22 protein-coding genes are annotated in these 23078 nt (G+C 69.8%); 17 read left to right on the top strand and 5 right to left on the bottom strand.

All coding sequences use genetic code 11. The features are described 5' to 3' along the window. Positions 1 to 35: 35 nt before the first annotated feature. Positions 36 to 1181, bottom strand: a complete 1146-nt coding sequence (locus tag AB0H78_RS16615) for a mannosyltransferase family protein (protein ID WP_363235094.1) — start codon at positions 1179 to 1181, stop codon at positions 36 to 38. A gap of 183 nt (positions 1182 to 1364) precedes the next feature. Here AB0H78_RS16615 and AB0H78_RS16610 point away from each other — a divergent pair, with 183 nt between their 5' ends. Together AB0H78_RS16610 and AB0H78_RS16605 are read left to right on the top strand one after the other, a co-directional pair. Continuing rightward, positions 1365 to 2975, top strand: a complete 1611-nt coding sequence (locus tag AB0H78_RS16610; protein ID WP_363235093.1) for an MFS transporter — start codon at positions 1365 to 1367, stop codon at positions 2973 to 2975. A 108-nt stretch (positions 2976 to 3083) separates the two neighbouring features. Continuing rightward, positions 3084 to 4274 (top strand): acyl-CoA dehydrogenase family protein, encoded by a 1191-nt coding sequence (locus tag AB0H78_RS16605; RefSeq protein ID WP_363235092.1) that lies wholly within the window; start codon positions 3084 to 3086, stop codon positions 4272 to 4274. 15 nt (positions 4275 to 4289) lie between these two features. Here the strand turns inward: AB0H78_RS16605 and AB0H78_RS16600 are convergent, their stop codons facing one another. Continuing rightward, a complete protein-coding gene (locus AB0H78_RS16600; RefSeq protein WP_363235091.1) occupies positions 4290 to 4730 on the bottom strand; it encodes a cell division protein SepF in 441 nt (146 codons plus the stop codon). Between the two features lie 236 nt (positions 4731 to 4966). Here AB0H78_RS16600 and AB0H78_RS16595 point away from each other — a divergent pair, with 236 nt between their 5' ends. The 5 genes from AB0H78_RS16595 to AB0H78_RS16575 all read left to right on the top strand — a co-directional run bounded on the left by AB0H78_RS16595 (position 4967) and on the right by AB0H78_RS16575 (position 10043). Then, the gene (locus AB0H78_RS16595) at positions 4967 to 6139 is read left to right on the top strand and encodes a DUF5685 family protein (protein ID WP_363235090.1); all 1173 of its coding nucleotides are present in this window, start codon (positions 4967 to 4969) and stop codon (positions 6137 to 6139) included. 203 nt (positions 6140 to 6342) lie between these two features. Then, positions 6343 to 8685: a nitrate- and nitrite sensing domain-containing protein gene (locus tag AB0H78_RS16590; RefSeq protein ID WP_363235089.1), complete on the top strand. Its 2343-nt coding sequence runs from the start codon at positions 6343 to 6345 to the stop codon at positions 8683 to 8685. Then, positions 8682 to 9107 (top strand): roadblock/LC7 domain-containing protein, encoded by a 426-nt coding sequence (locus AB0H78_RS16585; protein WP_363235088.1) that lies wholly within the window; start codon positions 8682 to 8684, stop codon positions 9105 to 9107. The genes AB0H78_RS16590 and AB0H78_RS16585 overlap by 4 nt, the downstream gene beginning before the upstream one ends. Next, positions 9104 to 9451: a DUF742 domain-containing protein gene (locus AB0H78_RS16580; RefSeq protein ID WP_363235087.1), complete on the top strand. Its 348-nt coding sequence runs from the start codon at positions 9104 to 9106 to the stop codon at positions 9449 to 9451. Before AB0H78_RS16585 ends, AB0H78_RS16580 begins: the two co-directional genes overlap by 4 nt. Further along, complete coding sequence (locus AB0H78_RS16575; RefSeq protein ID WP_363235086.1) at positions 9435 to 10043, top strand: ATP/GTP-binding protein; 609 nt, start codon at positions 9435 to 9437, stop codon at positions 10041 to 10043. The genes AB0H78_RS16580 and AB0H78_RS16575 overlap by 17 nt, the downstream gene beginning before the upstream one ends. A 63-nt stretch (positions 10044 to 10106) precedes the next feature. On the opposite strand, the gene AB0H78_RS16570 is transcribed toward AB0H78_RS16575, so the two are convergent. Both AB0H78_RS16570 and AB0H78_RS16565 read right to left on the bottom strand, forming a co-directional pair. After that, a complete protein-coding gene (locus AB0H78_RS16570; RefSeq protein ID WP_363235085.1) occupies positions 10107 to 11051 on the bottom strand; it encodes an ABC transporter substrate-binding protein in 945 nt (314 codons plus the stop codon). Beyond that, positions 11048 to 11545: a GNAT family N-acetyltransferase gene (locus tag AB0H78_RS16565; protein WP_363235084.1), complete on the bottom strand. Its 498-nt coding sequence runs from the start codon at positions 11543 to 11545 to the stop codon at positions 11048 to 11050. Before AB0H78_RS16565 ends, AB0H78_RS16570 begins: the two co-directional genes overlap by 4 nt. A 399-nt stretch (positions 11546 to 11944) precedes the next feature. Here AB0H78_RS16565 and AB0H78_RS16560 point away from each other — a divergent pair, with 399 nt between their 5' ends. From AB0H78_RS16560 to AB0H78_RS16515, 10 genes are all read left to right on the top strand, one after another. Beyond that, complete coding sequence (locus tag AB0H78_RS16560; RefSeq protein WP_363235083.1) at positions 11945 to 12802, top strand: amino acid ABC transporter permease; 858 nt, start codon at positions 11945 to 11947, stop codon at positions 12800 to 12802. Beyond that, positions 12799 to 14568 (top strand): FAD/NAD(P)-binding protein, encoded by a 1770-nt coding sequence (locus AB0H78_RS16555; RefSeq protein WP_363235082.1) that lies wholly within the window; start codon positions 12799 to 12801, stop codon positions 14566 to 14568. The genes AB0H78_RS16560 and AB0H78_RS16555 overlap by 4 nt, the downstream gene beginning before the upstream one ends. Before the next feature lie 30 nt (positions 14569 to 14598). Then, positions 14599 to 15495 carry an amino acid ABC transporter permease gene (locus AB0H78_RS16550; RefSeq protein WP_363235081.1) on the top strand — a complete coding sequence of 299 codons (897 nt, stop codon included), beginning with the start codon at positions 14599 to 14601 and terminating at the stop codon, positions 15493 to 15495. Between the two features lie 5 nt (positions 15496 to 15500). After that, positions 15501 to 16253: an amino acid ABC transporter ATP-binding protein gene (locus tag AB0H78_RS16545; protein ID WP_363235165.1), complete on the top strand. Its 753-nt coding sequence runs from the start codon at positions 15501 to 15503 to the stop codon at positions 16251 to 16253. 12 nt (positions 16254 to 16265) lie between these two features. Continuing rightward, a complete protein-coding gene (locus AB0H78_RS16540) occupies positions 16266 to 17225 on the top strand; it encodes an ABC transporter substrate-binding protein (protein WP_363235080.1) in 960 nt (319 codons plus the stop codon). Between the two features lie 47 nt (positions 17226 to 17272). Continuing rightward, positions 17273 to 18274: an LLM class flavin-dependent oxidoreductase gene (locus tag AB0H78_RS16535; RefSeq protein ID WP_363235079.1), complete on the top strand. Its 1002-nt coding sequence runs from the start codon at positions 17273 to 17275 to the stop codon at positions 18272 to 18274. 17 nt (positions 18275 to 18291) lie between these two features. Then, complete coding sequence (locus AB0H78_RS16530; RefSeq protein WP_363235164.1) at positions 18292 to 19572, top strand: NtaA/DmoA family FMN-dependent monooxygenase; 1281 nt, start codon at positions 18292 to 18294, stop codon at positions 19570 to 19572. Positions 19573 to 19577: 5 nt separating this feature from the next. Further along, positions 19578 to 20372, top strand: a complete 795-nt coding sequence (locus tag AB0H78_RS16525; protein WP_363235078.1) for a DUF1684 domain-containing protein — start codon at positions 19578 to 19580, stop codon at positions 20370 to 20372. 191 nt (positions 20373 to 20563) lie between these two features. Continuing rightward, positions 20564 to 21463: a S1 family peptidase gene (locus tag AB0H78_RS16520; protein ID WP_363235076.1), complete on the top strand. Its 900-nt coding sequence runs from the start codon at positions 20564 to 20566 to the stop codon at positions 21461 to 21463. Between the two features lie 112 nt (positions 21464 to 21575). Further along, positions 21576 to 22055: a hypothetical protein gene (locus AB0H78_RS16515; RefSeq protein WP_363235075.1), complete on the top strand. Its 480-nt coding sequence runs from the start codon at positions 21576 to 21578 to the stop codon at positions 22053 to 22055. A gap of 9 nt (positions 22056 to 22064) precedes the next feature. Here AB0H78_RS16515 and AB0H78_RS16510 read toward each other — a convergent pair whose 3' ends face one another. Next, complete coding sequence (locus tag AB0H78_RS16510; protein ID WP_363235074.1) at positions 22065 to 22949, bottom strand: DUF4231 domain-containing protein; 885 nt, start codon at positions 22947 to 22949, stop codon at positions 22065 to 22067. Positions 22950 to 23078: the final 129 nt, after the last annotated feature.

The raw sequence follows: 23078 nt of genomic DNA, 5'->3' as shown, positions 1-23078 counted from the left end.
ATTCACCAAAAGGAAGTGTTGAATTCTCGGCCCCTTCATGGGGGACCCGATCCGTTCAGCCAGAACGCCCCGTACGCAGCCGAGGCCAGCGCCACCGAACCGAGCACCAGCACCGCCCGCGACCTGCGCAGACGCGCCAGGGCCAGGGCGATGGGGAACAGCAGCGGGAAGGCGGGGAGCAGCAGGCGCGGCTTGGAGCCGAAGTAGCCGGAGGCGCAGAGGGCCAGCGCGACGACGATGCCGCAGTAGACGAGCAGGGGCGGCGGCTGGCGCTGTCGTACGCACTTCACGTACAGCCAGATCACCAGGGCCACCCCGACGATCAGCCCGATCCCGGCCAGGATGCCCGGGCCGCCGTCGCCCAGCTTGTCCCCGACGAAGCGGGCGAAGGCCAGGCCGCCGTCGAAGCCGTTGCCCCAGCCGGCCTGGACGTCGAGATAGCCGAGCAGCCCGCCCCCCGTGCGTCCGCCCACCCAGAGCACGTACGCCGCCGCACCGAGCGGTGCGAGCACCGCGCCGGCCACCATCCGGGCGCGCGGCCCGTCGCCCCGGCGCAGTGCCAGGGCCGCCGCGACCCAGACCGCCGCGACGACCGCGGCCCCCACCGGGCGGGTCAGTCCCGCCAGCGACGCCAGCAGACCGGCCGCGATCCAGCGCTCGCCGAGCACCGCGTACAGCGCCCAGGCGGCCAGCGCCGTGAACAGCGATTCGCTGTACGCCATCGACTCCACGATGCCCACCGGCAGCACCGCCCAGAGCACGGCCGCCGCCGTGCCCGCCGCCCGTCCGTAGAGCCGGTCGGCGACCGCGAAGATGCCCCAGGCCGCGAAGAGCGAGGCGATCCAGCTCACGGCGAGCCCGGCGTCCGCGTACCCGAGCGGGGTCACGGCCGACACCAGCCGCTCCAGCCAGGGCAGCAGCGGGAAGAACGCCAGGTTGGAGTGGAGGTCGCCATTGGGCAGGTGGACCTCGTAGCCATAGCCGAGGTCTGCGACGCGGGTGTACCAGAGCGAGTCCCAGCGGGCCGAGAGCAGCGTGTGCCAGCTCTTGTCGTTCGCCGCCGACCAGATGGCCAGCACGGCGATTCCGGTCAGCCGCACCGCCGTGAAGGCGAGCAGCGCGGGCCCCGCGCGGCGCAGCGCGGACCGGGCCGGAGCGGGGGGTCGTGCAAGATCAGTCACGGCCACGATTATCGGGGTGCGGAGCGCAGGAGGGCGGACAGGGTGTGGCGTACGACACGACACCACCTGACGCCTACATGAACTCGCGTACGCTGGCTGCTCACTCGCCCATCGATGCCGGGCCCAGGGGTACTGCCCCTCAGACCTGCCGAACGCGAGGGATTTCCACCGGGAGGTAGTTGCATGTCCAGGACGTCCATGGCCGGTGCGCGCCTTCGCGCCGCCTCCAGCGGTGGAAACCGCTGGGTCGTCCTGATCGTCCTGTGCATCAGCCTCCTGCTCGTCGCGCTGGACGCGACCGTGCTGCACGTGGCCGTGCCCTCCGTCACCCAGGACCTGAACCCCGGTGCCGTCCAACTGCTCTGGATCGTCGACGCCTATCCGCTGGTCTGCGCCTCGCTCCTGATCCTCTTCGGCACGCTCGGGGACCGCGTCGGCCGCCGCCGCGTCCTGCTGTTCGGCTACGCGCTCTTCGGCCTGGCCTCCGCCGTCGCGGCCCTGGCGACCACCCCGGAGATACTGATCGGGGCCCGCGCCCTGCTCGGCGTCGGCGGCGCGATGATCATGCCCGCGACGCTCTCGCTGCTGCGCGCGGTCTTCCCCGACCGGCGTGAGCGGGCCGTCGCGATAGGGATCTGGACGGCGGTCGCTGCCGTCGGCGCGGCCGTGGGCCCTGTGCTCGGCGGTTTCCTGGTCGAGCACTTCTGGTGGGGCTCGGTCTTCCTGATCAACATCCCGCTGATGGCGGTGATACTCCCGCTCGGCCGCTGGCTGCTGCCCGAGTCCAAGGGGAGCGCCGAAGGGCCCTGGGACGTGCTCGGTGCGCTGATGGCCGCGGCCGGCGTGCTCGGTGTCGTCCTCGGAGTCAAGCGGCTGGGCGCCGGCGAAGGTGTGGTCGGACCGGGAACGCTGGGTCCGCTGTGCATCGGCGCCGCGCTGCTGGTCGTCTTCGTACGGCGGCAGAAGCGGCGCGAACACCCCCTCATCGACATGCGGATGTTCTCCCGCCCCACCTTCACCACTGCCGTCGGGTGCATCGTCCTGGCCATGCTGGCCCTGGTCGGTCTCGAGCTGATCGCCGTGCAGTACCTGCAGCTGGTGCTCGGCCTGAGCCCGCTCGAAACCGGCCTGCGGCTGCTGCCGCTCACCTTCGCCGCCATGGCGGCGGGCGCGACGGGGTCGTACACCCTGCGCCGGATCGGGCCGCGCCGGATGGTGAGTTACGGCTTCGTGCTGACGGCTGCCGCCGTGCTGTGCCTGGTCGCGATGGGCCAGCACGACAAGCCGTGGCTGCTGACGGGCGCCTTCGTCCTGCTCGGCCTCGGGCTGCAGACCACGCTCTTCGGGGCGTACGAATCGATGCTCAGCGAGGCCCCGGCCGAAAGCGCCGGCGGGGCGGCGGCTATCGGCGAGACCTCGTACCAGCTGGGTGCGGGGATGGGGATCGCGCTGCTCGGCAGCGTCATGAACGCGGCGTACGCGCCCGCGCTCGCTTCGGTGCAGGGGGTTCCCTCGGGGGCCAGCGCCCATGCGGCGAACTCGCTCGGCGAGGCGTACGAGGTGGCCGCCGGTCTGGGCGGGCCCGCCGGTGCGGCGCTGCGCAGTGCGGCGCGGCACGCGTTTGTGCACGGGCTGCATGTGACGCTGGTCGTCAGTGCGGGTTTGCTGCTGCTGGGGGCTCTGGCCGCGCTGCGGCTGCCACGGGTGATGGAGTGCGGGGCGCCTGCGGCGTGCGCCGCGGAGGTGCCGGCGCCTCGGGACCGGACGCGGGTCGAGGCGGAGTCGCCGGCCTGACCCCCGCCCCGGGCGTTCCTGGTGGACTCTTGGGCGGGCTCGGTCGTACGCTCGGCCCAGCTATTAATTAGCAGCGCTAGTTTTGCTTGAGCCGCCGGAGGTCCTGCCATGTCCGCTTCCTCGAAACTGCCGCCTTTCGACCCCGCCGACCCCATCGGCATCGACGATCTCCTCAGCCCTGAAGACCTTGCGATCCGGGCCACCGTGCGTGCCTGGGCCGATGACCGTGTCGTGCCGTACGTCGCCGAGTGGTACGAGAAGGGCGAGCTGCCCGGCATCCGTGAACTGGCCCGTGAGCTCGGCTCCATCGGGGCGCTCGGGATGTCCCTGGAGGGCTATGGCTGCGCCGGCGCGAGCGCCGTGCAGTACGGGCTGGCCTGCCTGGAGCTGGAGGCCGCCGACTCGGGAATCAGGTCGCTCGTCTCGGTGCAGGGGTCGCTCGCCATGTACGCGATCCACCGCTTCGGCTCCGAGGAGCAGAAGCAGCAGTGGCTGCCCGGCATGGCGGCCGGCGAGATCATCGGGTGCTTCGGGCTGACCGAGCCCGACCGCGGCTCCGACCCCGGCGACATGCAGACCCGCGCCAAGCGGGACGGCGGCGACTGGGTGCTCAACGGGCGCAAGATGTGGATCACCAACGGCTCGGTGGCGGGCGTGGCCGTGGTCTGGGCGCAGACCGACGAGGGGATCCGGGGCTTTGTCGTACCGACCGATGCACCCGGCTTCTCGGCTCCAGAGATCAAGCACAAGTGGTCCTTGCGCGCCTCCGTCACCAGTGAGCTCGTTCTGGATGACGTGCGGCTGCCCGCCGACGCCGTACTGCCGGAGGTCGTCGGGCTGAAGGGGCCGCTCGGCTGCCTCAGCCATGCCCGGTACGGCATCGTGTGGGGCGCGATGGGCGCCGCCCGCTCCAGCTTCGAGACAGCGGTGGCGTACGCGAAAACCCGCGAGCAGTTCGGGAAGCCCATCGGCGGCTTCCAGCTCACCCAGGCCAAGCTCGCCGACATGGCCGTCGAACTGCACAAGGGGATCCTGCTCGCCCATCACCTGGGCATGCGCCTCGACGCGGGCAAGCTCCGTCCCGAGCAGGTCAGCTTCGGCAAGCTCAACAATGTGCGCGAGGCGATCGAGATCTGCCGCACGTCGCGGACGATCCTCGGCGCCAACGGGATCTCGCTGGAGTACCCGATCATGCGGCACGCCACGAACCTCGAGTCGGTGCTCACCTACGAGGGCACCGTCGAGATGCACCAGCTGGTGCTGGGCAAGGCGCTCACCGGTCTGGATGCCTTCCGGTAAGCCGCCTTGCCCAGATCAGCTCTGGTTGAAGAAGCCGCTGTTGGCCCGGCCCGCGGACTCCCCGCTGACGATTCGAGTGTCGGCGGGGGTCAGCAGGAAGACCCTCGTCGCCACGCGCTCGATGGAACCGCGCAGACCGAAGGTCAGACCCGCGGCGAAGTCCACCACGCGCTTGGCGTCGGCGGCGTCCATGGTCGTGAGGTTCATGATCACCGGGACGCCGTCCCGGAACATCTCACCGATGCCGCGCGCATCCCGGAAACCGTCCGGGGTGATCGTGGCGATCCTGCGCCCCTTCTCCTCGGCCGCCTCGGCGACGACCCGTACGCGCGGGTCGGTCACCCACGCCTCGCCACCGGAGGTCTCGGTCCCCTCCGGGTATTCGTCGTCGTAGTAGCGGTCGTCACTGTCCTCGACGAGCCCCAGCCAAGCACTCGCCTTGCGCACCGAACCCATGGACGCCTCCTTTCACCGCGGTCTGTCTGCGTTCCGCACCCCTATGGTCGTCCATGATGCGGATACCGCGCCAAGTGGATAGTCGCCGCGCAGGTGATTCGTGACGGTACTGGTGCAGAACTTGTGGTGGTTCGTCAGGGATCTTCCTGAGTACGGCTGGTGTGAGGATGAAAATAAGATTCTCGGGCCAAGTGGGTGACGTGGGGGACGTACGGGTGAACGGGTCACTCGATACGATGCGTGCCGCACTGTTGAACGAGGCTCGGGGGAGCGCTGTGTTCGGAATCGTCAGGCCCTGTACGCACCGGCTCGGTGAAGGTCTCAAGGCCGAGTGGATGGCCCATCTCTGCGGACTCTGTCTGGCACTTCGCGGAGACCACGGGCAGTTCGCCCGCATCGTCACCAACTACGACGGCCTGATCGTCTCGGTTCTGACGGAGGCTCAGGCCGAGCGGTCGACGGGATGGCGCAGGACCGCGGGCCCTTGTCCGCTGCGCGGAATGCGCACCGCACCGGTGGCCCAGGGCGAGGGGGCGCGGCTCGCGGCCGCCGTCTCCCTGGTGCTGGCCTCGGCGAAGGTACGGGACCACGTGGCCGACCGGGACGGCCTGTTGGCCCGCCGGCCGGTGGCCGCCGCCGCCCGCCGGGTCGCCGCCGGCTGGGATCGCGCCGGTGCCCGTACCGGCGCCGCACTCGGCTTCGACACGTCGGTGCTCGTCGACGCCGTCGACCGGCAGACCGGCATCGAGGAGCTCGCGGGCCCCGGCACCTCGCTGCTGTACGTCACCGAGCCGACCGAGACGGCCACCGCGGCCGCCTTCGCGCACACCGCCGTTCTCGCCGGGCGGCCCGGCAACGCGGCGCCCCTCGCCGAGGCGGGGCGGCTCTTCGGGCGGCTCGCGCATCTGCTGGATGCCGTGGAGGACCGGGAAACCGACGCCTTGTCGGGTGCCTGGAACCCGCTGGCGGTCACCGGTACCGATCTGGCGGAAGCGCGGCGGCTCTGCGACGACGCGCTGCACGGGATCCGTCTTGCGCTGCGCGAGGTGGAGTTCACCGAAGGACGGCTGGCGCATGTGCTGCTCTCGCATGAGTTGCGGCGCTCCGTCGACCGGGCGTTCGGCGCGAGCTGCGCGCACCAGACGCCGACGCCCAGTCCGTTCGGACCGCCTCCGCCCCCGTTCGGCGGAGAGCCGCCGGAGCCCACCAAGGGGAAGCGCGGGCTGCTGGCCGGATGTGCGGTGGCCCTCGGGCTGTGCTGCACCTGCAAGGTGTGCTGTGCCGACGAGTTCGAAGGGCCCTGGTCGCGCAAGAAGCGCAAGGGCTGCTGCGACGACTGCGGCAACTGCGACTGCGGCGGCTGTGACTGCGACGGGTGCGACTGCTGCTGCCCCTGCGACGGATGCTGACCGGAGGCCTCGGCCATCGGTCGTATGCAATGCGGTCCGCGTCCGCGGTCCGCAGCGCACGGACCTGGGGCGGCCGGGGGAGTGTGTTTCGGCGCGGTAAAACAATTCGATGATCGGGTGACCCCTGGATCGTGAACCTCGTTGGCCTGGACGCAGAACCATTTCTGCCCAACCATCACTTGGCTCCCTCCTAAGGGTTATCAGTGGAAGCAGACACCTCGACGGCGGTCCTCCGCCGTCTCCCAGGCATGCGCCGCGCGACGCTCTCCGGTCCCCGGACCATTCGCGCCAGGCTCGTCCGGATCCTCGTACTCTCCCTCGTCCTGCTGCTGACGCTGCTCGGCATCTCGGCGGGGCAGCAGATCGGCGGGTACCGGAACGCCGCAGCCACCGCGCAGAACGCACGGCTCGAAGTGACCCTGCAGGGTCTGATCCACGAGCTGCAGAAGGAACGTGGACTGACCACCGGTTACGTCGGCGGGGTCGACCAGTTCCGGGTGAAGTTCCCTGCCCAGCGGGCGGCCACCGACACCGCGCGCACCGTGCTGGAGCAGGCACTCGCCGGACGGGACGATCCAGCCGCTCGTTCCGTACGCGACGAGATGAGCCGGCTCGACGGACTCGCCGGCATCCGCAGCGCCGCCGACAACGGCAGCGGCAAGGTCACCGAGACCTTCGACTACTTCACCTCCACCATCACCGTGCTCAACCGGCTCGGCCTCGGGCTCGACGACGTACGCGACGGGCGGCTCCGCAAGGACTATCAGGCGCTCCAAGTGCTCGGTAATTCAAAGGAGTTCATGGGAGAGGAGCGCGCCATCGTCCTCGGCTCCGTGCGCGCGGGGCGGTTCCGCGGTGACGACTACAGCCGCTTCATGGAGATCCGTTCCGGACGGCTCGCCGCCCTGGAGGCCTTCCCGCAGTCGGCGACAGGGGCTCAGCAGCACCGGCTCACCGGGGCGCTCTCCACTCCCGACGCCGTACGCGCGCTGGGCTACGAGTCGGCCGCCGTGCGCGGCGGCGGCAAGCTCGCGCAGCGCGACATCGCGGCCATGGGCTGGTGGGACGCGATGACCTCGACCATCAACGGGCTGCGTACGGTGCAGATCTCGATCGGCACCGACATCAAGAACCGTGCGGACGAGCTGGAGAGCGATGCCCTCCGGCAGCTGCTGATCTTCGCGCTGGTCGCGATCGGTGCCGTCGTGGCACTCGGCGGGCTCGCGCTCGGTTGCGTACGGTCCGTGTCCGGGCCGCTCGACAGCCTGGCCAGGCAGGCGCGCGAAGTGGCGGGCAGCCGTCTTCCCCAGGCCGTCGCACAGGTGCAGTCGGCGGGTGGCAAGCAGCCGAAGCCGCCCGCACCGCTGGCCCTTCCCGTCCACACGGGCGAGGAGGTCAAGCTTGTCGCCGACGCCTTCGACCAGGTCCAGCGGGCCGCCTTCGACCTCGCCACCGAGCAGGCCGTACTGCGCCGCAACGCCACCGACTCGCTCGTGAGTCTCGGTCGGCGCAACCAGAACCTGGTGCGCCGTCAGATCAGCTTCATCAACAAGCTGGAGCACGAGGACGCCGACCCGGCGACGCTGGCCAACCTCTTCGAGCTGGACCACCTCGCGACCCGTATGCGACGCAACGCGGAGAGCCTGCTGGTCCTCGCCGGGGAGTCCTCGCCGCGCACCTGGGCCACTCCGCTCTCGGTCACCGACGTCCTGCGCGCCTCGCTCTCCGAGGTGGAGGAGTACCGGCGCGTCACGCTGCGCCGGGTCGAGCCCGCTCACCTCAGCGGGTCCGTCGTCTCCGAGATCGCGCACCTCCTCGCCGAACTGGTGGAGAACGCGCTGAGCTTCTCGCCGCCCGACTCGGAGGTCGAGATCGAGGGGCGCCGTACGAGCGCCGGATACCTCATCGCGATCGTCGACCACGGCTTCGGTATGGACGCCCAGCAGATCGCCGAAGCGAACGTACGGCTCTCGGGCACGGCCAGTTTCATGGCCGAACCCACCCGATTCCTCGGCCACTTCGTGGTCGGCGCGCTCGCCAGGAAGTGCGGGATCGAAGTCCGGCTGGGCGAGGCGCCCGCCGCCGGGGTCGTCGCCCGCGTACTGATCCCGGCCGCCCTCCTGACGGAGGAAGCGATCGCGGCGGTGCCGGGGCCGCGCACCGGGGACTCGGTGGATCCGGCGGCAGCCCCCGTGGCCGTGACCGGCGCAACCGAAAAGGCGGTGAAGCCGGTGAAGCCGGCCAAGGAGGAGCGGACCGGGGCATCCAACGGTGCGGCCCGTACCCGCAACGGGCTCGTCAAGCGGCCCCAGCGCAGCGGCATTCCGTCGGCGGTCAGCGAGGGCGGCGCACCGCGCTGGCAGCAGGAGGCCGAGCCGACGCCGGACCGCAGTCCGGAGGAGATCTCCGGGATGCTCTCGACGCTCCGCAGCTCGCATCTGCGCGGCGGCATCAGCGTCGAGAAGGAGAAAGAGAAAGCGGAGAAGGCGGAGCAGGCGGAGAACGCCGTGAAGGCCGACCTGGCCGAGAAGGACAGTGCCAAGTGACCGTCGACCTGCACAACGACTCGCAGACCTTCAACTGGCTGCTCGCCCAGTTCGTACGGCACACCGACGGTGTGCGCGACGCGGTCGCGGTCTCCTCCGACGGGCTGCTGATCGCGGTCTCCGAAGGACTCGGACGCACGGACGCCGACCATCTCTCGGCGATCGTCTCCGGACTCTCCAGCCTGGCGCGCAGTGCGTCGCGGCGCTACGAGTTCGACGGCGTGAAGCTCATCATGATCGAGATGGGGCGGGGCTTCCTCCTCGTCTCGGCGATCCGGGACGGCAGCTGTCTGGGCGTACTGGCCGACAGCAGCGGTGAACTCGGTCTGGTCGGCTACGAGATGGCCGTCCTCTCCGAGCGTGCCGGGGACCTGCTCAACCCGACGCTCATCGCCGATCTGCGGACGGCGCTGCCACGATGAGCGAAGGTTCCGCCGAGGATGCGCTGTTCGTACGGCCGTTCATCATGACCGGCGGCCGGTCGGAGCCCGTACAGACGGGGCTACGGCTCGAGACGCTGGTTGTCGCGGTCGACGATGCTCAAGTGCGGGGCGCGGGCCTGGAGTTCGAGCGACAGCGGATCGTGGCGCTGTGCGCACAGCCGAAGACGGTCGCCGAGGTCGCCGACGGCATCGGAGTGCCGCTCGGTGTCGCCAAGGTACTCATCGCCGACCTGATGGTCGGCGGACTGCTGGCCGGCCGGCAGCCGACGGAGCTTCCGCTCCATATGCTCGAGAGGATCAGGGACCATGTCCGGGCGCTCTGACAAGTCCGTGCCCTTCGCCGTCAAAATCGTGGTCAGCGGCGGTCTGGGAGTCGGCAAGACGACATTCATCGGTGCGGTCTCGGAGATCGAGCCGCTGGACACCGAGGCGGCGATCACCCAGGTTTCGGTGGGAGTCGACTCCCTCGCGGGAGTGGAGGGCAAGACGACGACCACCGTCGCCCTCGACTTCGGGCGGATCTCGCTCGATTCGTCGATCGTGCTCTATCTCTTCGGCACCCCGGGGCAGGACCGGTTCTCCTTCCTCTGGGACGACCTGGTGGAGGGCGCGCTCGGCACGGTGATCCTCGCGGACACCCGGCGGATCGAGGACTCGTTCCCCGCGCTGGACTTCTTCGAGGAGCGCGACGAGCCGTTCGTCCTGGCCATCAACCGCTTCGACGGAGCCCAGCACTTCGACCTCGAAGAGGTGCGCGAAGCCCTCGGCCTCGGTGACCGGGTCCCGGTCGTCGCCTGCGACGCCCGGGACCGCAACTCCGTACGCGATGTGCTCGCCGCCCTGATGGATCAGGTCATCGGCAAGCACCTCGCGGCACGGTCCGGCGGGGGGCGGGCCAGGGCGCTGGCCCGCTGACCTCGTCGTCGGGGAGGGAGGCCGGTCCGTCAGTGGGTGCGGACCGGCCTCCCTGCACGTCCCTTACTTGGCCTCGGGCGGCGAGATCTGCGACTCCTTGATCGCCGACTCGCTGGTGCGCCACTTCTTCAGGATGCGGTCGTACGTGCCGTCCTTGATGAGCTGGTTCACCGCGGCCTGGAACGCCGGGGCCAGCTTGCTGCCCTTCTTGAGCGCGAAGCCCACGTCGAGCCGGTGGAACTCATTGAGGAACTTCAGTCCCTGCTGCTGCTCCACCGCGAACCGCAGCCCGTTGATGGTCGACATCACCACATCGCTGCGGCCCTGCTGGAGCGAGATCCACAGGGCCCCCGAGTCGGAGTACGTCTGGACCTTGTACGCCTTCTTGCCGGAGGTCGCGCATACCTTCTTGTTCTTCTCCAGCGTCGCCTCGAAGGTGGTCCCCGCGCCGGTCGCCACATTCAGCCCGCACAGCTGCGACAGCTCTGTGATCTTGTCGAGCTTGCTGTCCTTGCGGGTGGCGAAGCCCTGGCCGTCGTTGATGTACGTCACGAAGTCGATCACCTTGCGGCGCTCGTCCGTCACACCGAAGTTGCCGGTGCCCAGGTCGTACTTGCCGCTGCCGAGCGCCGGGAGGATCACCTCGAAGGCCGCCGCCTCACGCTTGAGCTTCAGGCCGAGCACCTTGGCCGCCGCGTCGGCGAAGTCGATGTCCTGGCCGACGATCGTCTTCCCGTCGGGAAGATAGAGGGCGCCGGGAGGGGTGCCCCCGACGGCCGAGGCGATCCGGAGCGTGCCGTCCTTGCGTACGTCCGCAGGCAGCAGGGCCGCCGCGGCCTCGTTCTTCTTGACCGACGAGACCACATCGGTGGTGGGGATCTTGGCTGTGTTCGCCGCCGGTGCGGCGTCGGTTCCGGTGGTCGCGGGATCGCCCGAGCCGCAGGCCGTCAGGGTGAGGGCGGCCGCAGTGATCAGGGCGAAGGCTGCGCCGATTCGGGTGGTGCTCATGGCTGCGGGGTCTCCAGGTGTTTCTCGAACGGCAGAGGGCCGATCGACTCCGGATCTGCGGACAGATCGAAGAGCGGACGGTAACCGGCAGCCAGATAGAGGCCCTTGGCCTCGGGCTGTCGCGGGCCGGTGGTCAGATAGATGCGCCCGTAGCCGCGGTCCGCCGCATCTCTTTCGAGTACGTGCAGAACACGCCGGGCCAGTCCCCGGCGCCGGTGGGCGGAGTGCGTCCAGATCCGCTTCAGCTCGGCGGTCGAGGCGTCGTACTGGCGGTACGCGCCTCCGGCGATCGCTTCCCCGCGCTCCAGGAGCAGCAGGAACGCGCCGCCGGGCGGGGCGAATTCGACCGGTGGATACCGCTCCAGGTCGAAGGCGGATCCGTAACGGCTGATGTATTCACGGGCCAGCTCCTCCAGGAGCGGGCGGGCCAGGGGGTCTTCGACCGTGGTCCGGTGCACGGACAGCGCGGATCCACGGCTCGGGGTGAGCGTCATGTGCGCCCTTCTTCGGGCAGGCGGAAGGAAGGCAGGTCAGGGCAGAGCGAGGGGAGGGCGGAGCTCAGGCGTGTGAAGGCAGGGGAAATCGGCGCGAATGCGCGGAAAAGAGGCGGAGCAGGGAGTCAGCTCAACAGGAAGAGGACCACACTCGACCGAAGTCGATGTGGGAGCGCGTGACCAGCCACTGCTGCGAATGCATGGGCTCAGTGGAACAGGCGATCCGCTCCCCGTCAACTGTGCTGAGACGCGGTGCTCACCATCCGGACGCCCTTGACAGCGGCCCGAAGTGGGGACGTACTCTCGGATCCGGATCGTGCTGAGGGGCTCGGTCCACGTTGCGTTTCGTGTGTGTGAAGGCATCACCGTGTTCGATCTCAGCATCCACGGAGCCTTCCTATGTCCGCGTCGCCGGATACCCTCGCCAAACCTTCCCCCGCACCGCCGCCCGACGCGCTCGACGCGGGCCGGCTGCGCATCGTCCCCGTACGCCGAACAGGCCAGTGGGCGGCGGCAGTCGTCGTCCTTGCGCTGCTCGCGCTGGCAGCCAATTCGGTCGTACGCAACGACGCCTTCCAGTGGGGAGTCGTCGGCGACTACTTCGCCACCACCGCCGTCCTGCGCGGCCTCGGCCTCACCCTGTGGCTCACCGCACTCGTCATGGCGCTCGGCTTCGCGCTCGGCACTCTGCTCGCGATCATGCGGCTCTCCGACAACCCCGTGCTGCGCAGCGTGAGTTGGGGCTATGTCTGGCTCTTCAGGTCCACGCCGATCCTCGTCCAGCTGCTCTTCTGGTTCAACATCGGGGCGCTCTACCCGCAGATCCTGGGCGTGAAGACGGTCAATCTGCTCTCCCCGGTCGCCGTGGCCGTGATCGGACTCACCCTGCACGAAGCCGCGTACGCCGCCGAGGTGGTGCGCGGCGGCATCCTCTCCGTCGAGCGCGGGCAGATCGAGGCCGCACAGTCGCTGGGGCTCGGCCGATGGCGCCGGCTGCGCAGGATCGTGCTGCCGCAGGCCATGCGCTCCATCGTGCCGCCGGCCGGAAACATGCTGATCGGCACCCTCAAGGGCACCTCGATCGTCTCCATCATCGCCGTCCAGGACCTGCTCTACTCCGTGCAGCTCGTCTATCACCGCACGTACCAGGTCGTCCCGTTGCTGCTCGTCGCCACCCTCTGGTACGTCGTGGTGACCTCGCTGCTCTCCGTCGGCCAGTACTACCTGGAGCGGCACTACGGGCGCGGTGCCCGATGAAGCCCTCCATAGTCGTCATCGGAGCCGGTCCGCGGGGGACCGGCTTCCTGGAGCGGCTCGCCGCCAACGCGCCCGAGCTGTACGGGGACCGCGAACTCGACATCCATCTGGTGGACCCCTTTCCGCCGGGCGGCGGCCGGATCTGGCGCGAAGAGCAGTCGCCGCTGCTCTGGATGAACTCCATGGCCGAGGACGTCACGATGTTCACCGACGCCTCGGTGACCCCCCTCGAAGGGCCGGTGCGCCCCGGTCCGACGCTCGCCGAATGGGCGGGGCTCGACGGCCAGCACTTTCCCGGACGACGGGCCCAGGGCGCCTATCTGCGCTGGGTCTTCGAGCAGGCGGTCGCCGCGCTCCCGCCCACCGTGACCGTGCACGAACACCGGACCAGGGCGCTGCGGATCGACGGCGGGCGTGACGGCGGCCAGCAGGTCCGGCTGGAAGGGCGCCCCGAACCGCTCGATGCCGACCTGGTGCTGGTGACCATCGGGCACCTGGACGCCGAACTCGACGACGAGCAGGCCGAGTTGGAGCGTTTCGCCGACCGGCACGGCCTCGTTCATCTGCCACCCGACTTCACGGCGGACTCCGACCTCTCCGCCCTCCCGGCCGGTGAGCCGGTCCTCGTACGCGGCTTCGGGCTCGCTTTCATCGACCTGATGGTCCTGCTCACCGAGGGGCGCGGGGGAAGCCACGGCGAGGACGGCGAGTACCGCCCGTCCGGACAGGAGCCGGTCCTGTACGTCGGCTCACGGCGCGGCGTCCCCTACCACTCCAAGATCGGCTACACCTGGCAGGGCGAACGCCCGCCGCTGCCACGCCACTTCGGGCTCCAGCAGATCGACGCACTCCTCGCCGGCCCTGTCCCGCCCGACTTCCGCCGCGACATCTGGCCCCTCATCGAGAAGGAGCTGGGCTTCGCCCACTACCACCGGCTGTTCACCGCACACGCGGACCGCACCACCGTCGGCTGGCCGGATTTCGAGGAGAAGTACGCCGCCGCCGAACCCGGCAGTGCCGCCCTCGACGCCCTCGTATCCGCCTCCGTCCCCGACCCCGCGGACCGCCTCGACCTGGACGCCTTCGACCACCCCCTGCAGGGGGTGCGCTTCGACTCGTACGACGCACTCCAGGACGGTCTGCGCAGCTACATCACCGCCGATCTCGACCGCCGCCACGACCCCGCGCACAGCCAGGACCTCGCCGTCTTCCTCGGCGCGCTCTCGGTCTACGGCCAGGTGTCGCGGCTCGGCGACATCGGCACCTGGTGGCACGGCTTCTTCAGCTATCTGGCCTCGGGCCCGCCGGGACCGCGACTGCGCCAACTCCTCGCGCTCTCCCGGGCCGGAGTCGTCCGCTTCCTCGGTGCGGAGATGGCCGTGGAGGCCGACGAGACGGCAGGAGTGTTCCGGGCCTCGGGCGCCAGTGTGCCCGGGGAGCGGATCGAGGCCCGCGCCCTCGTCGAGGCGAGGCTGCCCGATCCGACCCTGGAACGCACCCGCAGCCCCCTGCTGCTCGCCCTCCACCGGGACGGAGCCGAGGCCACCGCGGCCGGACTCCTGGTCGTCGACCCCGCCGACGGACGCATCGTCGAACACGGCCGGGGCCCGCACCCGCGCCGTTTCGCGCTCGGCCCGCACACCATCGCCCGGGCCGGCGGAGCCTTCGCCCGCCCCGGCACCAACGCCCCCGCCTTCCGGCAGAACGACGCCACCGCGCGCGCCGCGCTCACCTTCCTGCGCGACCTCTCTCTCGTACGTACCTGACTGCCGCGCACCTGATCCCCGAGGACCCCCATGACGCTCACCAGCGCCACCGATCCACCCATCGACACAACGACCTCGCCACCACCGGAGCCCCTCGACTACAGCACCCTCAAAGTCGTCCCGCTGCGCCATCCCTGGCGCTGGGCGGCCGTCGTCGTCACCGCGGTCCTGCTCGCCCAGTTCACCCACGGACTCATCACCAACCCCGGCTGGGACTGGGAGGTCTTCGCCCGCTTCTTCACCGCGGAGACCATCCTCAAGGCGGTCTGGGTCACCCTCCAACTGACCTTCTACGGCACGGCATTGGGCTTTGCGCTCGGCATCGTGCTGGCCTTCATGCGGCTCTCCGCCAGCCCCTTCCTGAAGTCCGTCGCCTTCGCCTACATCTGGGCCTTCCGCTCCATCCCGCTCATCGTGCAGCTGCTCTTCTGGTTCAACCTCGCCTACCTCTACAAGGAGCTGCAGTTCGGGATCCCCTTCGGTCCCGGCTTCTTCACCTTCGACACGATGGGCCTGGTCGGCGCGATGAGCGCGGCCGTCCTCGGGCTCGCACTGCACCAGGCGGCGTACGCGGCGGAGATCGTGCGCGGCGGTGTACTGGCCGTGGACAGCGGCCAGCTGGAGGCCGCGGCCGCCCTCGGCATCCCCCGGCTGCGCCAGCTGAGGCGGATCGTGCTGCCGCAGGCGATGCGCTCGATCCTCCCGAATGCGGCCAACGAGATCATCTCGCTCTTCAAGGGCACCTCGATCGTCTCCGTGATGGCGATCGGCGAGCTCTTCTACCAGGTCCAGGTCGTCTACGGACGCAACGGCCGGGTCGTCCCGCTGCTGATGGTCGCCACGGTCTGGTACATCCTCCTGACCACCGCGCTCTCCGTCCTCCAGCACTACGTCGAACGTCACTACGCCAAGGGGGCCGCGCGATGAGCGCCATGGTCGAAGTCAGGTCCGTACACAAGAGCTTCGGCTCGCTCGAAGTCCTGCGCGGCATCGATCTGGAAGTCCGTACGGGCGAGGTCACCGTGATCCTCGGCCCCTCCGGATCCGGCAAGTCCACACTCCTGCGCACCATCAACCACCTGGAGAAGGTCGACCAGGGCTGGATCAGCGTCGACGGCACACTGGTCGGCTACCGGCGCTCCGGCGACAAGCTCTACGAACTGCGCGAGCGCGACGTCCTCAAGCAGCGCACCCACATCGGCTTCGTCTTCCAGAACTTCAACCTCTTTCCGCACCTGACCGTGCTGGAGAACGTCGTCGAGGCGCCCGTCGCCGCCCTCGGCCGGCCGAAGAAGGAGGCCGTCGCCGCGGCCGGGGACCTCCTGGCGCGGGTCGGTCTCGCCGACAAGGCCGCCTCGTACCCCAAGCAGCTCTCCGGCGGCCAGCAGCAGCGCGTGGCCATCGCCAGGGCGCTCGCCCTGCAGCCCAAGCTGCTCCTCTTCGACGAGCCGACCTCGGCGCTCGACCCCGAGCTCGTCGGTGAAGTCCTCGATGTCATCAAGGACTTGGCGCTCCAGGGCACCACCATGATCGTCGTCACCCATGAGATCGGCTTCGCCCGTGAGGTCGCCGACACCGTCGTCTTCATGGACGAGGGCCGGATCGTCGAGCAGGGCCCGCCCGCCGACGTACTCGACGCCCCGCAGCACGAGCGCACCCGCGCCTTCCTCTCCAAAGTCCTCTGAAGGAGTCCGTACGTGAAGACAGTCCGCCCCCTCGCCGCCACCGCCCTCGCCGCAGTCCTGCTCAGCGGCTGCTCCACCGCCGACGCCACCACCGACACGGTGAAGCCCGCGGGGAACAAGGGCGCCGGTGTGAACATCGGTCCCGACCAGCACCGCATCCGAGAGAAGAAGGTCGACGCGATCGCCGCCCAGGTCCCTGAGGCGATCCGCAAACGCGGCACGCTGCGCCTCGGTGCCAGCGCGGGTGCTTCGCCGCCGCTCGGTTTCTACGCCACCGACGACAAGACCCGTATCGGCTCCGAGATCGACCTGGCGACCCTGATCGCGGACACGCTCGGGCTCGAGCCGGACTTCGACGAGGTCTCCTGGGAGAACCTCTTCGTCGGCCTGGACAGCTCGAAGTTCGACGGCGTCCTCTCCAACGTCACCGTCACCGAGGAGCGCAAGGAGAAGTACGACTTCGCCACCTACCGCCTCGACAACATCGCCTTCGAGGCCAAGAAGGGCAGCGGCTGGAAGGTGAAGAGCGCGGCCGACGTGGCGGGCCGAACGATCGCGGTCTCCTCCGGAACCAACCAGGAGAAGATCCTGGTCGACTGGAGCGAACAGAACGAGCGGGCCGGCCGCAAGCCCGTGAACATCAAGTACTTCCAGAAGGACACCGACTACTACCTGGCCCTGCAGTCCGGCCGGATCGACGCCTACCTCGGCCCGAACCCCTCGGTCGCCTACCACGTCGCCTCCGCGGGCCAGAGCGAGGTCATCGGCACGCTGTCGGGGGCCGGTGCCGGGATCCAGGGCAAGATCGCCGCCACGACCAAGAAGGACAGCGGCCTGGTGGACGCGTACGCGGCCGCGATCGACCACATCATCGAGGACGGCTCCTACGCCAAGGTCCTCAAGCGGTGGGGCCTGTCCGGTGAGGCAGTGACGAAGTCGGAGGTCAACCCGCCGGGTCTGCCCAAGGTGTGACGACCCGTCAAACCGCTCTCCCTGACCACCGAAAGGCCGCAGGCCTCATGTCAGCCACCCGATCGCTCCATCTCTCCGCCGAGATCGGCGGACCGGCCCACTACGACGCCGACCATTACGTCACCCTCGCCCGGCTCGCCGAGCGCGGCACCCTGGACTTCGTCACGCTCTCCGACACCTTCGCCCGCCCCGGACCCGACGCGCTCGCCGTGCTCTCCCGGGTCGCTCCCGCCACCGAGCGGATCGGGCTCGTGCCGACCGTCACCACCACCCACACCGAGCCGTTCCATGTCTCGGCCGCCGTGGCCACCCTGGACTGGGTGAGCCGCGGACGCGCCGGGTGGGCCGTCGACGTGTCGTCCACCGAGGCCGAGGCCCGGCTCTTCGGGCGCAGGCCCGCCGCCCACGACGCGGAGCTGTGGCACGAGGCCCGTGAAGTCGCCGATGTGGCCGTCAAGTTGTGGGACAGCTGGGAGGACGACGCCGAGATACGCGACTCCTCGACAGGTCGCTTCATCGACCGCGACAAGCTGCACTACGTCGACTTCGAGGGGCGCACCTTCTCCGTACGCGGCCCCTCCATCGTCCCCAGGCCCCCGCAGGGCCACCCCGTCACGGTGATCGACGCGACCGCGGACGCGGCACGCGCGGCAGCGGTCCGCCGCGCCGACGTCGCGCTCGTACGCACCGGGGACCAGGCCGTCGCGCGCGCGGCCCGCGAGGAGATACGCGACCGGGCGCGCGCCCACGGCCGCGACCCCGACCGGGTGCGCGTCCTGGCCGCACTCCCCGTCGAACTCCACACCACAGCAGATGCGGTGGACCTCGCCGGGCTCATCGGGGACTGGTACGAGCAGGGGTCCGTCGACGGACTCCACCTCCTGCCGGGCGACGTGGAACGTGACCTGGCGTACGTCGTCGACGGGACGGTCCCGCTGCTGCAGCACCGAGGTCTGCTGCGGCGCTTCTATCCGGGCGCGACGCTCCGCGAACACCTGGGGTTCGCCCGGCCCGCCAACCAGTACGCACGCGCAGGGGACCTCTCATGACCGGAGCCAGAAGGCAGATGCATCTCGCCGCCCACTTCCCCGGCGTCAACAGCACCACCGTCTGGACCGATCCCCGATCCCGCAGCCAGATCGACTTCTCCTCCTTCGAACAGCTCGCCCGCACCGCCGAGCGGGGCAAGTTCGACTTCTTCTTCCTCGCCGAGGGGCTGCGGCTGCGCGAGCACAAGGGGCGGATCCATGACCTCGACGTGGTCGGCAGGCCCGAATCGATCACCGTGCTCAACGCCCTGGCCGCCGTCACCGACCGTCTCGGCCTGGCCGCCACGGTGAACGCGACCTTCAACGAGCCCTTCGAGCTGGCGCGCAGGCTCGCCACCCTCGATCACCTCAGCGCCGGCCGCGCCGCCTGGAACGTCGTCACCTCGTCCGACGCCTTCACGGGCGAGAACTTCCGTCGCGGCGGCTATCTCGACCGGGCCGACCGCTACACGCGTGCGGCCGAATTCGTCGCCACAGCAAGGGAGTTGTGGGACTCCTGGACCCCTGACGGCGCCCCGCGCCCCTTCTCCCACCACGGCCGGCACTTCGCGATCGAGGGCGAGTTCACCGTCCCGCGCTCCCCGCAGGGCCACCCCGTCGTCATCCAGGCCGGGGACTCCGACGAAGGCCGCGAGTTCGCGGCCGCCTCCGCCGACGTCATCTTCACCCGCCACGGCACCCTGGAGGCGGGCCGCACCTTCTACGCCGACGTCAAGGCGCGGCTCGCCGCGTACGGCCGCGAGCCCTCGGACCTGAAGATCATGCCCGGCGTCACGTTCGTCCTGGGCGACACCGCGGCCGACGCCCAGGAACGGGCAGCCGAGATCCGCAAGCAGCAGGTCTCCCCGCAGAACGCGATCCTCGCCCTGGAACAGGTCTGGGGCCGCGACCTCTCCGCGTACGACCCGGAAGGACCCCTCCCCGACATCGACCCCGACCCGGACTCCGGGCTGGTCCAGGGCCGGGTGAAGATCGCCGACCCCCTTGCCGTCGCCGCGAAATGGCGGGCGCTCTCCGAGGAGAAGGGCCTCTCCATCCGGCAGACGGTCATCGAGACGACGACCAGGCAGTCCTTCGTGGGGACCCCTCAATCGGTCGCGGACGAGCTGGACATCTTCGTCCGGGCCGGGGCGGCCGACGGCTTCATCCTCGTCCCCCACCTCACACCCGGCGGCCTCGACGACTTCGTCGACCAGGTCGTCCCGCTCCTCCAGGAACGCGGCGCGTTCCGCAGCGAATACACCGGCTCGACGCTGCGTTCCCACCTCGGGCTGCCCGAGACCGTATGGAAAGGCTGACCGACATGAGCACCACCACCGACGCAGTGCAGGACTGGAAGATCTGGCACGAGCACCGCACCGAAACGGTCTCCGCCCCCTACGGACCCCTCGCTCTCACCGGTACGCACTGGCTCGACGACGCGGTGGAAGGGCGAATTCCGGACGTCCCCGGGCAGTGGACCGCGGACGGCGACGAGATCGTCCTGACCGCCGTCGCCGAGGACGCACTCAGCCTCGACGGCGCGCCCTTCACCGGCAGGACCCGCCTCGCCGCGGACGGCGGCCCGGTCGCCACCGCACGCCTCTCACAAGGGGAAACGCGTCTGGTCGTCCTGCGCCGCGAGGGGCTGTGGGCGGTCCGTGTCTGGGACCCCCGGTCGGAGGCGCGCCGCTCCTTCGCGGGCATCGAGGCCACGCCGTACGACGAGAGGTGGGTGCTGCCGGGCCTCTTCCGGCCGTACGCGCAAAGCCGCACGGTCCAGGTCCCCAACGCGGACGGCCGCGACCGGGGCCTGGCCCTCGGCGGTGAACTCGCCTTCCACCGGGACGGGGATGAGCACACCCTCCAGGTGGCCGTCGAGGAGGACGGTTCGCTCTGGGCCGTCTTCGCCGATGCCACCAGCGGAAGCACCAGTTTTCGCTTCCGTTTCCTGCGGCCCTCCGCTCCGGCCCCCGACGGGCGGGTCCAGGTCGACTTCAACCGGTCCCTGCTGCCGCCCTGCGCGTTCGCCGCGCACTTCATCTGCCCCTTCCCTCCCCCCGGCAACACCCTTCCGTTCGACATCGCCGCGGGCGAGCGAGCGGTCCGTACGCGCTGAGCAGCAGTTCAGTACAGAGTGATCGGCGGCCCGGCCGAAAGGCGCCCTTGCGCCCCACGGCCGGGCCGCGCTTGACTCCCGAACAGCGCTTGTCAGGGGCACGGAGGATGCGGAATCCTCCTTGCCCTTTGGCTGCGCCTCACGGGTCCCCCCACCTTGCGGACCCTCGATTCCTTTCGGGAGGAACTGAAGTGAGGATCAAGCGCACCACCCCCCGCAGCGGTCTTGCGAGACGTGCACGGCTGATCGCCGTGACTTCCGGCATGGCAGCGGCAGTTGCCCTCACCGTGCCGAACGCGAACGCTGACCAGAACCACGCGTACAGCGCCAACCAGCTCTCCGCGGCGAGCGAAGCCGTGCAGGGCGCAGATGTGGCAGGCACCGCCTGGTACGTCGACCCGGCGACCAAGAAGCTGGTCGTCACCGCCGACTCCACGGTCTCCCAGGCGGAGATATCCCAGATCAAGCAGGAGGCAGGGGCCAACTCGGGCGCCATACGCGTCGAGCGCACCTCGGGCCGGATCAACAAGCTCATCGCCGGCGGAGACGCCATCTACACCTCCCAGTGGCGCTGCTCGGCAGGCTTCAACGTCCGCAGCGGCTCCACCTACTACTTCGTGACCGCCGGCCACTGCACCGAGGGGCGTCCGGCCTGGTACACGAGCTCCTCGCGCACCACGAGCATCGGTCCGACCACCGGCACCAGCTTCCCGGGCAACGACTACGGCATCGTGCAGTACACGAACACCTCGCTCGCCCACCCGGGCACCGTGGGCAGCCAGGACATCACCAGCGCGGCCAACCCCACCGTGGGCCAGACCGTCACCCGGCGCGGCTCCACCACCGGCATCCACAGCGGCCGGGTCACCGCGCTCAACGCGACCGTCAACTACGGCGGCGGTGACATCGTCTACGGCCTGATCCAGACCACCGTGTGCGCCGAACCCGGCGACAGCGGCGGCCCGCTCTACGCCGGCAGCACCGCACTCGGACTCACCTCGGGCGGCAGCGGCAACTGCTCGTCCGGTGGCACGACCTTCTTCCAGCCCGTGGTCGAGGCGCTCAACGCCTATGGCGTGAGCGTCTACTGACCGACCCTGCGGCCCAGAAGTGAGGAGCCCTCGCCCGGAACGCCGGGCGAGGGCTCTTGCGTCCTTTGAGAAGATGGCAGGGGAGCTGTGCCCGCACGGAGGCAGGAGGCGTATGAAGCGCATCGGAGTGACCGGTCACCGCAGCATTCCGTACGAGGCACTTCCCCATGTCCGCGACCGCATGCGCGAGGTGCTGCGCGGCAACGGCGGTTCCATGCAGGCGCTCTCCAGCCTGGCGACCGGCGCGGACCAGATGTTCGCCGACATCGCCCTCGAGTGCGGCGCCGAACTCATCGCGGTCATCCCCAGCGACGACTACGAACTGGGCTTCGACACCCCCGACGAGCTGGACAGCTACCACCGGCTCAAGGCCCGTGCCTCCCAGGAGATCTGGCTGGACCACGCGCACGCCACCGACGAGGCGTACTACGCGGCGGGCGCGTACATCGCCGACAACTGCGACCGTCTCCTCGCCGTCTGGGACGGCCTGCCCGCCCGCGGCCTGGGCGGCACGGGAGACATCGTCAACTACGCGCTCGACGTAGGCAAACCCGTAACGGTGATCTGGCGCGAGGGCGTCCACCGTACGTAATCGGACCGCTCAACCCCCGTGCCGGGCAAGCCAGTCGGTGTGCTGGGGCGAGACGATCCGCTCGGTTTCGTAGACCGCCGACGACCATTGCGCCTCGGTGATCCTGCTCTCCAGCGCGGTGTGCATGGCCTTCAGCTCCTCCTCCACCAGTGCGTGGGCGGAGATCAGGGGCTGGTGGCGGCGGAACTCGGTCCAGGCGACACACGCGGCGGCCGCGGCCGAGAACACCCCGGCGATTCCGGCGCTCTCCGCGACCGAGAAGGCCCGCAGTGTCCCGAAGACCAGGGCGGTCAGCGTCAGGAGCGTGAAGGTGGCCGACCAGAGCAGCGTGCCGCGCCGGGAGGCCTCCTGTTTGCGCCGGTACCAGTTGCGCTGCTCGATGAGACGGTCCCGTACGTACGTCTCCCTGCGGACGCCGAAGGACTTGGCCCGCAGGGCGCGCATGGCCGGCGTGATGAGGCCGTCGGGCGGCGTCCTGGGCTCCCAGCCCACCTTGCGCAGCTCGTGCAGCCCCTCCTCCAGACGCGTGGTGAACTCCTCGTCCACGTCGGGGGATTGGGCGTCGAAGGGGGCGCCGTGCACGGCGTAGCGCCAGCACATCGACTTGATGAAGTCCGCTGCGGAGCGGTTCAGTTGCCAGTGCGACTTCGCTTTGCGGCGCGAAGCGAGAAAGGTGAGAAGGAGCACACCGGCGTACGCCAACACGCTGAGCGCGCCGATGACTTGGAGCGAGCCCCCGACCTTCCCGTGCCAGGGCAGCGCGGCCACCGCCGCACCCGCCACCAGCAGCAGAAGCTGGGCACGGGTGGCGGTGACGGCTTCGCGCTGCCGGGAGATGGCGACGGTGTCCGCGCGGTGGAACAGTTCGGGCAGATCGGCATTCCGGAAGACCATGCTCCGCACCGGGCCGGGAATCGCCGCCACGTGTACCCCCGTCTGCGATTTTGACGTTCACTCTTTCGATGGAACGCGTCACTCCGAATTTCCCGAGCACACCCCGTGCAACGCTCGTGTTTCATGCGA

The organism is Streptomyces sp. NPDC050738 (assembly GCF_040654175.1).
Lineage (GTDB): Bacteria > Actinomycetota > Actinomycetes > Streptomycetales > Streptomycetaceae > Streptomyces.
The sequence above is the reverse complement of the archived record's forward strand: the minus strand, read 5'-3'. Positions and strand labels throughout refer to the sequence as shown.

Excerpts from the sequence above, each read along its gene's own strand:
- AB0H78_RS16610 (WP_363235093.1), top strand. The coding sequence starts at position 1,365 with ATGTCCAGGACGTCCATGGCCGGTGCGCGCCTTCGCGCCGCCTCCAGC.
- AB0H78_RS16605 (WP_363235092.1), top strand. The coding sequence starts at position 3,084 with ATGTCCGCTTCCTCGAAACTGCCGCCTTTCGACCCCGCCGACCCCATC.
- AB0H78_RS16600 (WP_363235091.1), bottom strand. The coding sequence starts at position 4,730 with ATGGGTTCGGTGCGCAAGGCGAGTGCTTGGCTGGGGCTCGTCGAGGAC.
- AB0H78_RS16595 (WP_363235090.1), top strand. The coding sequence starts at position 4,967 with ATGCGTGCCGCACTGTTGAACGAGGCTCGGGGGAGCGCTGTGTTCGGA.
- AB0H78_RS16580 (WP_363235087.1), top strand. The coding sequence starts at position 9,104 with ATGAGCGAAGGTTCCGCCGAGGATGCGCTGTTCGTACGGCCGTTCATC.
- AB0H78_RS16575 (WP_363235086.1), top strand. The coding sequence starts at position 9,435 with ATGTCCGGGCGCTCTGACAAGTCCGTGCCCTTCGCCGTCAAAATCGTG.
- AB0H78_RS16570 (WP_363235085.1), bottom strand. The coding sequence starts at position 11,051 with ATGAGCACCACCCGAATCGGCGCAGCCTTCGCCCTGATCACTGCGGCC.
- AB0H78_RS16565 (WP_363235084.1), bottom strand. The coding sequence starts at position 11,545 with ATGACGCTCACCCCGAGCCGTGGATCCGCGCTGTCCGTGCACCGGACC.
- AB0H78_RS16560 (WP_363235083.1), top strand. The coding sequence starts at position 11,945 with ATGTCCGCGTCGCCGGATACCCTCGCCAAACCTTCCCCCGCACCGCCG.
- AB0H78_RS16555 (WP_363235082.1), top strand. The coding sequence starts at position 12,799 with ATGAAGCCCTCCATAGTCGTCATCGGAGCCGGTCCGCGGGGGACCGGC.
- AB0H78_RS16550 (WP_363235081.1), top strand. The coding sequence starts at position 14,599 with ATGACGCTCACCAGCGCCACCGATCCACCCATCGACACAACGACCTCG.
- AB0H78_RS16545 (WP_363235165.1), top strand. The coding sequence starts at position 15,501 with ATGGTCGAAGTCAGGTCCGTACACAAGAGCTTCGGCTCGCTCGAAGTC.
- AB0H78_RS16535 (WP_363235079.1), top strand. The coding sequence starts at position 17,273 with ATGTCAGCCACCCGATCGCTCCATCTCTCCGCCGAGATCGGCGGACCG.
- AB0H78_RS16530 (WP_363235164.1), top strand. The coding sequence starts at position 18,292 with ATGCATCTCGCCGCCCACTTCCCCGGCGTCAACAGCACCACCGTCTGG.
- AB0H78_RS16525 (WP_363235078.1), top strand. The coding sequence starts at position 19,578 with ATGAGCACCACCACCGACGCAGTGCAGGACTGGAAGATCTGGCACGAG.
- AB0H78_RS16515 (WP_363235075.1), top strand. The coding sequence starts at position 21,576 with ATGAAGCGCATCGGAGTGACCGGTCACCGCAGCATTCCGTACGAGGCA.
- AB0H78_RS16510 (WP_363235074.1), bottom strand. The coding sequence starts at position 22,949 with ATGGTCTTCCGGAATGCCGATCTGCCCGAACTGTTCCACCGCGCGGAC.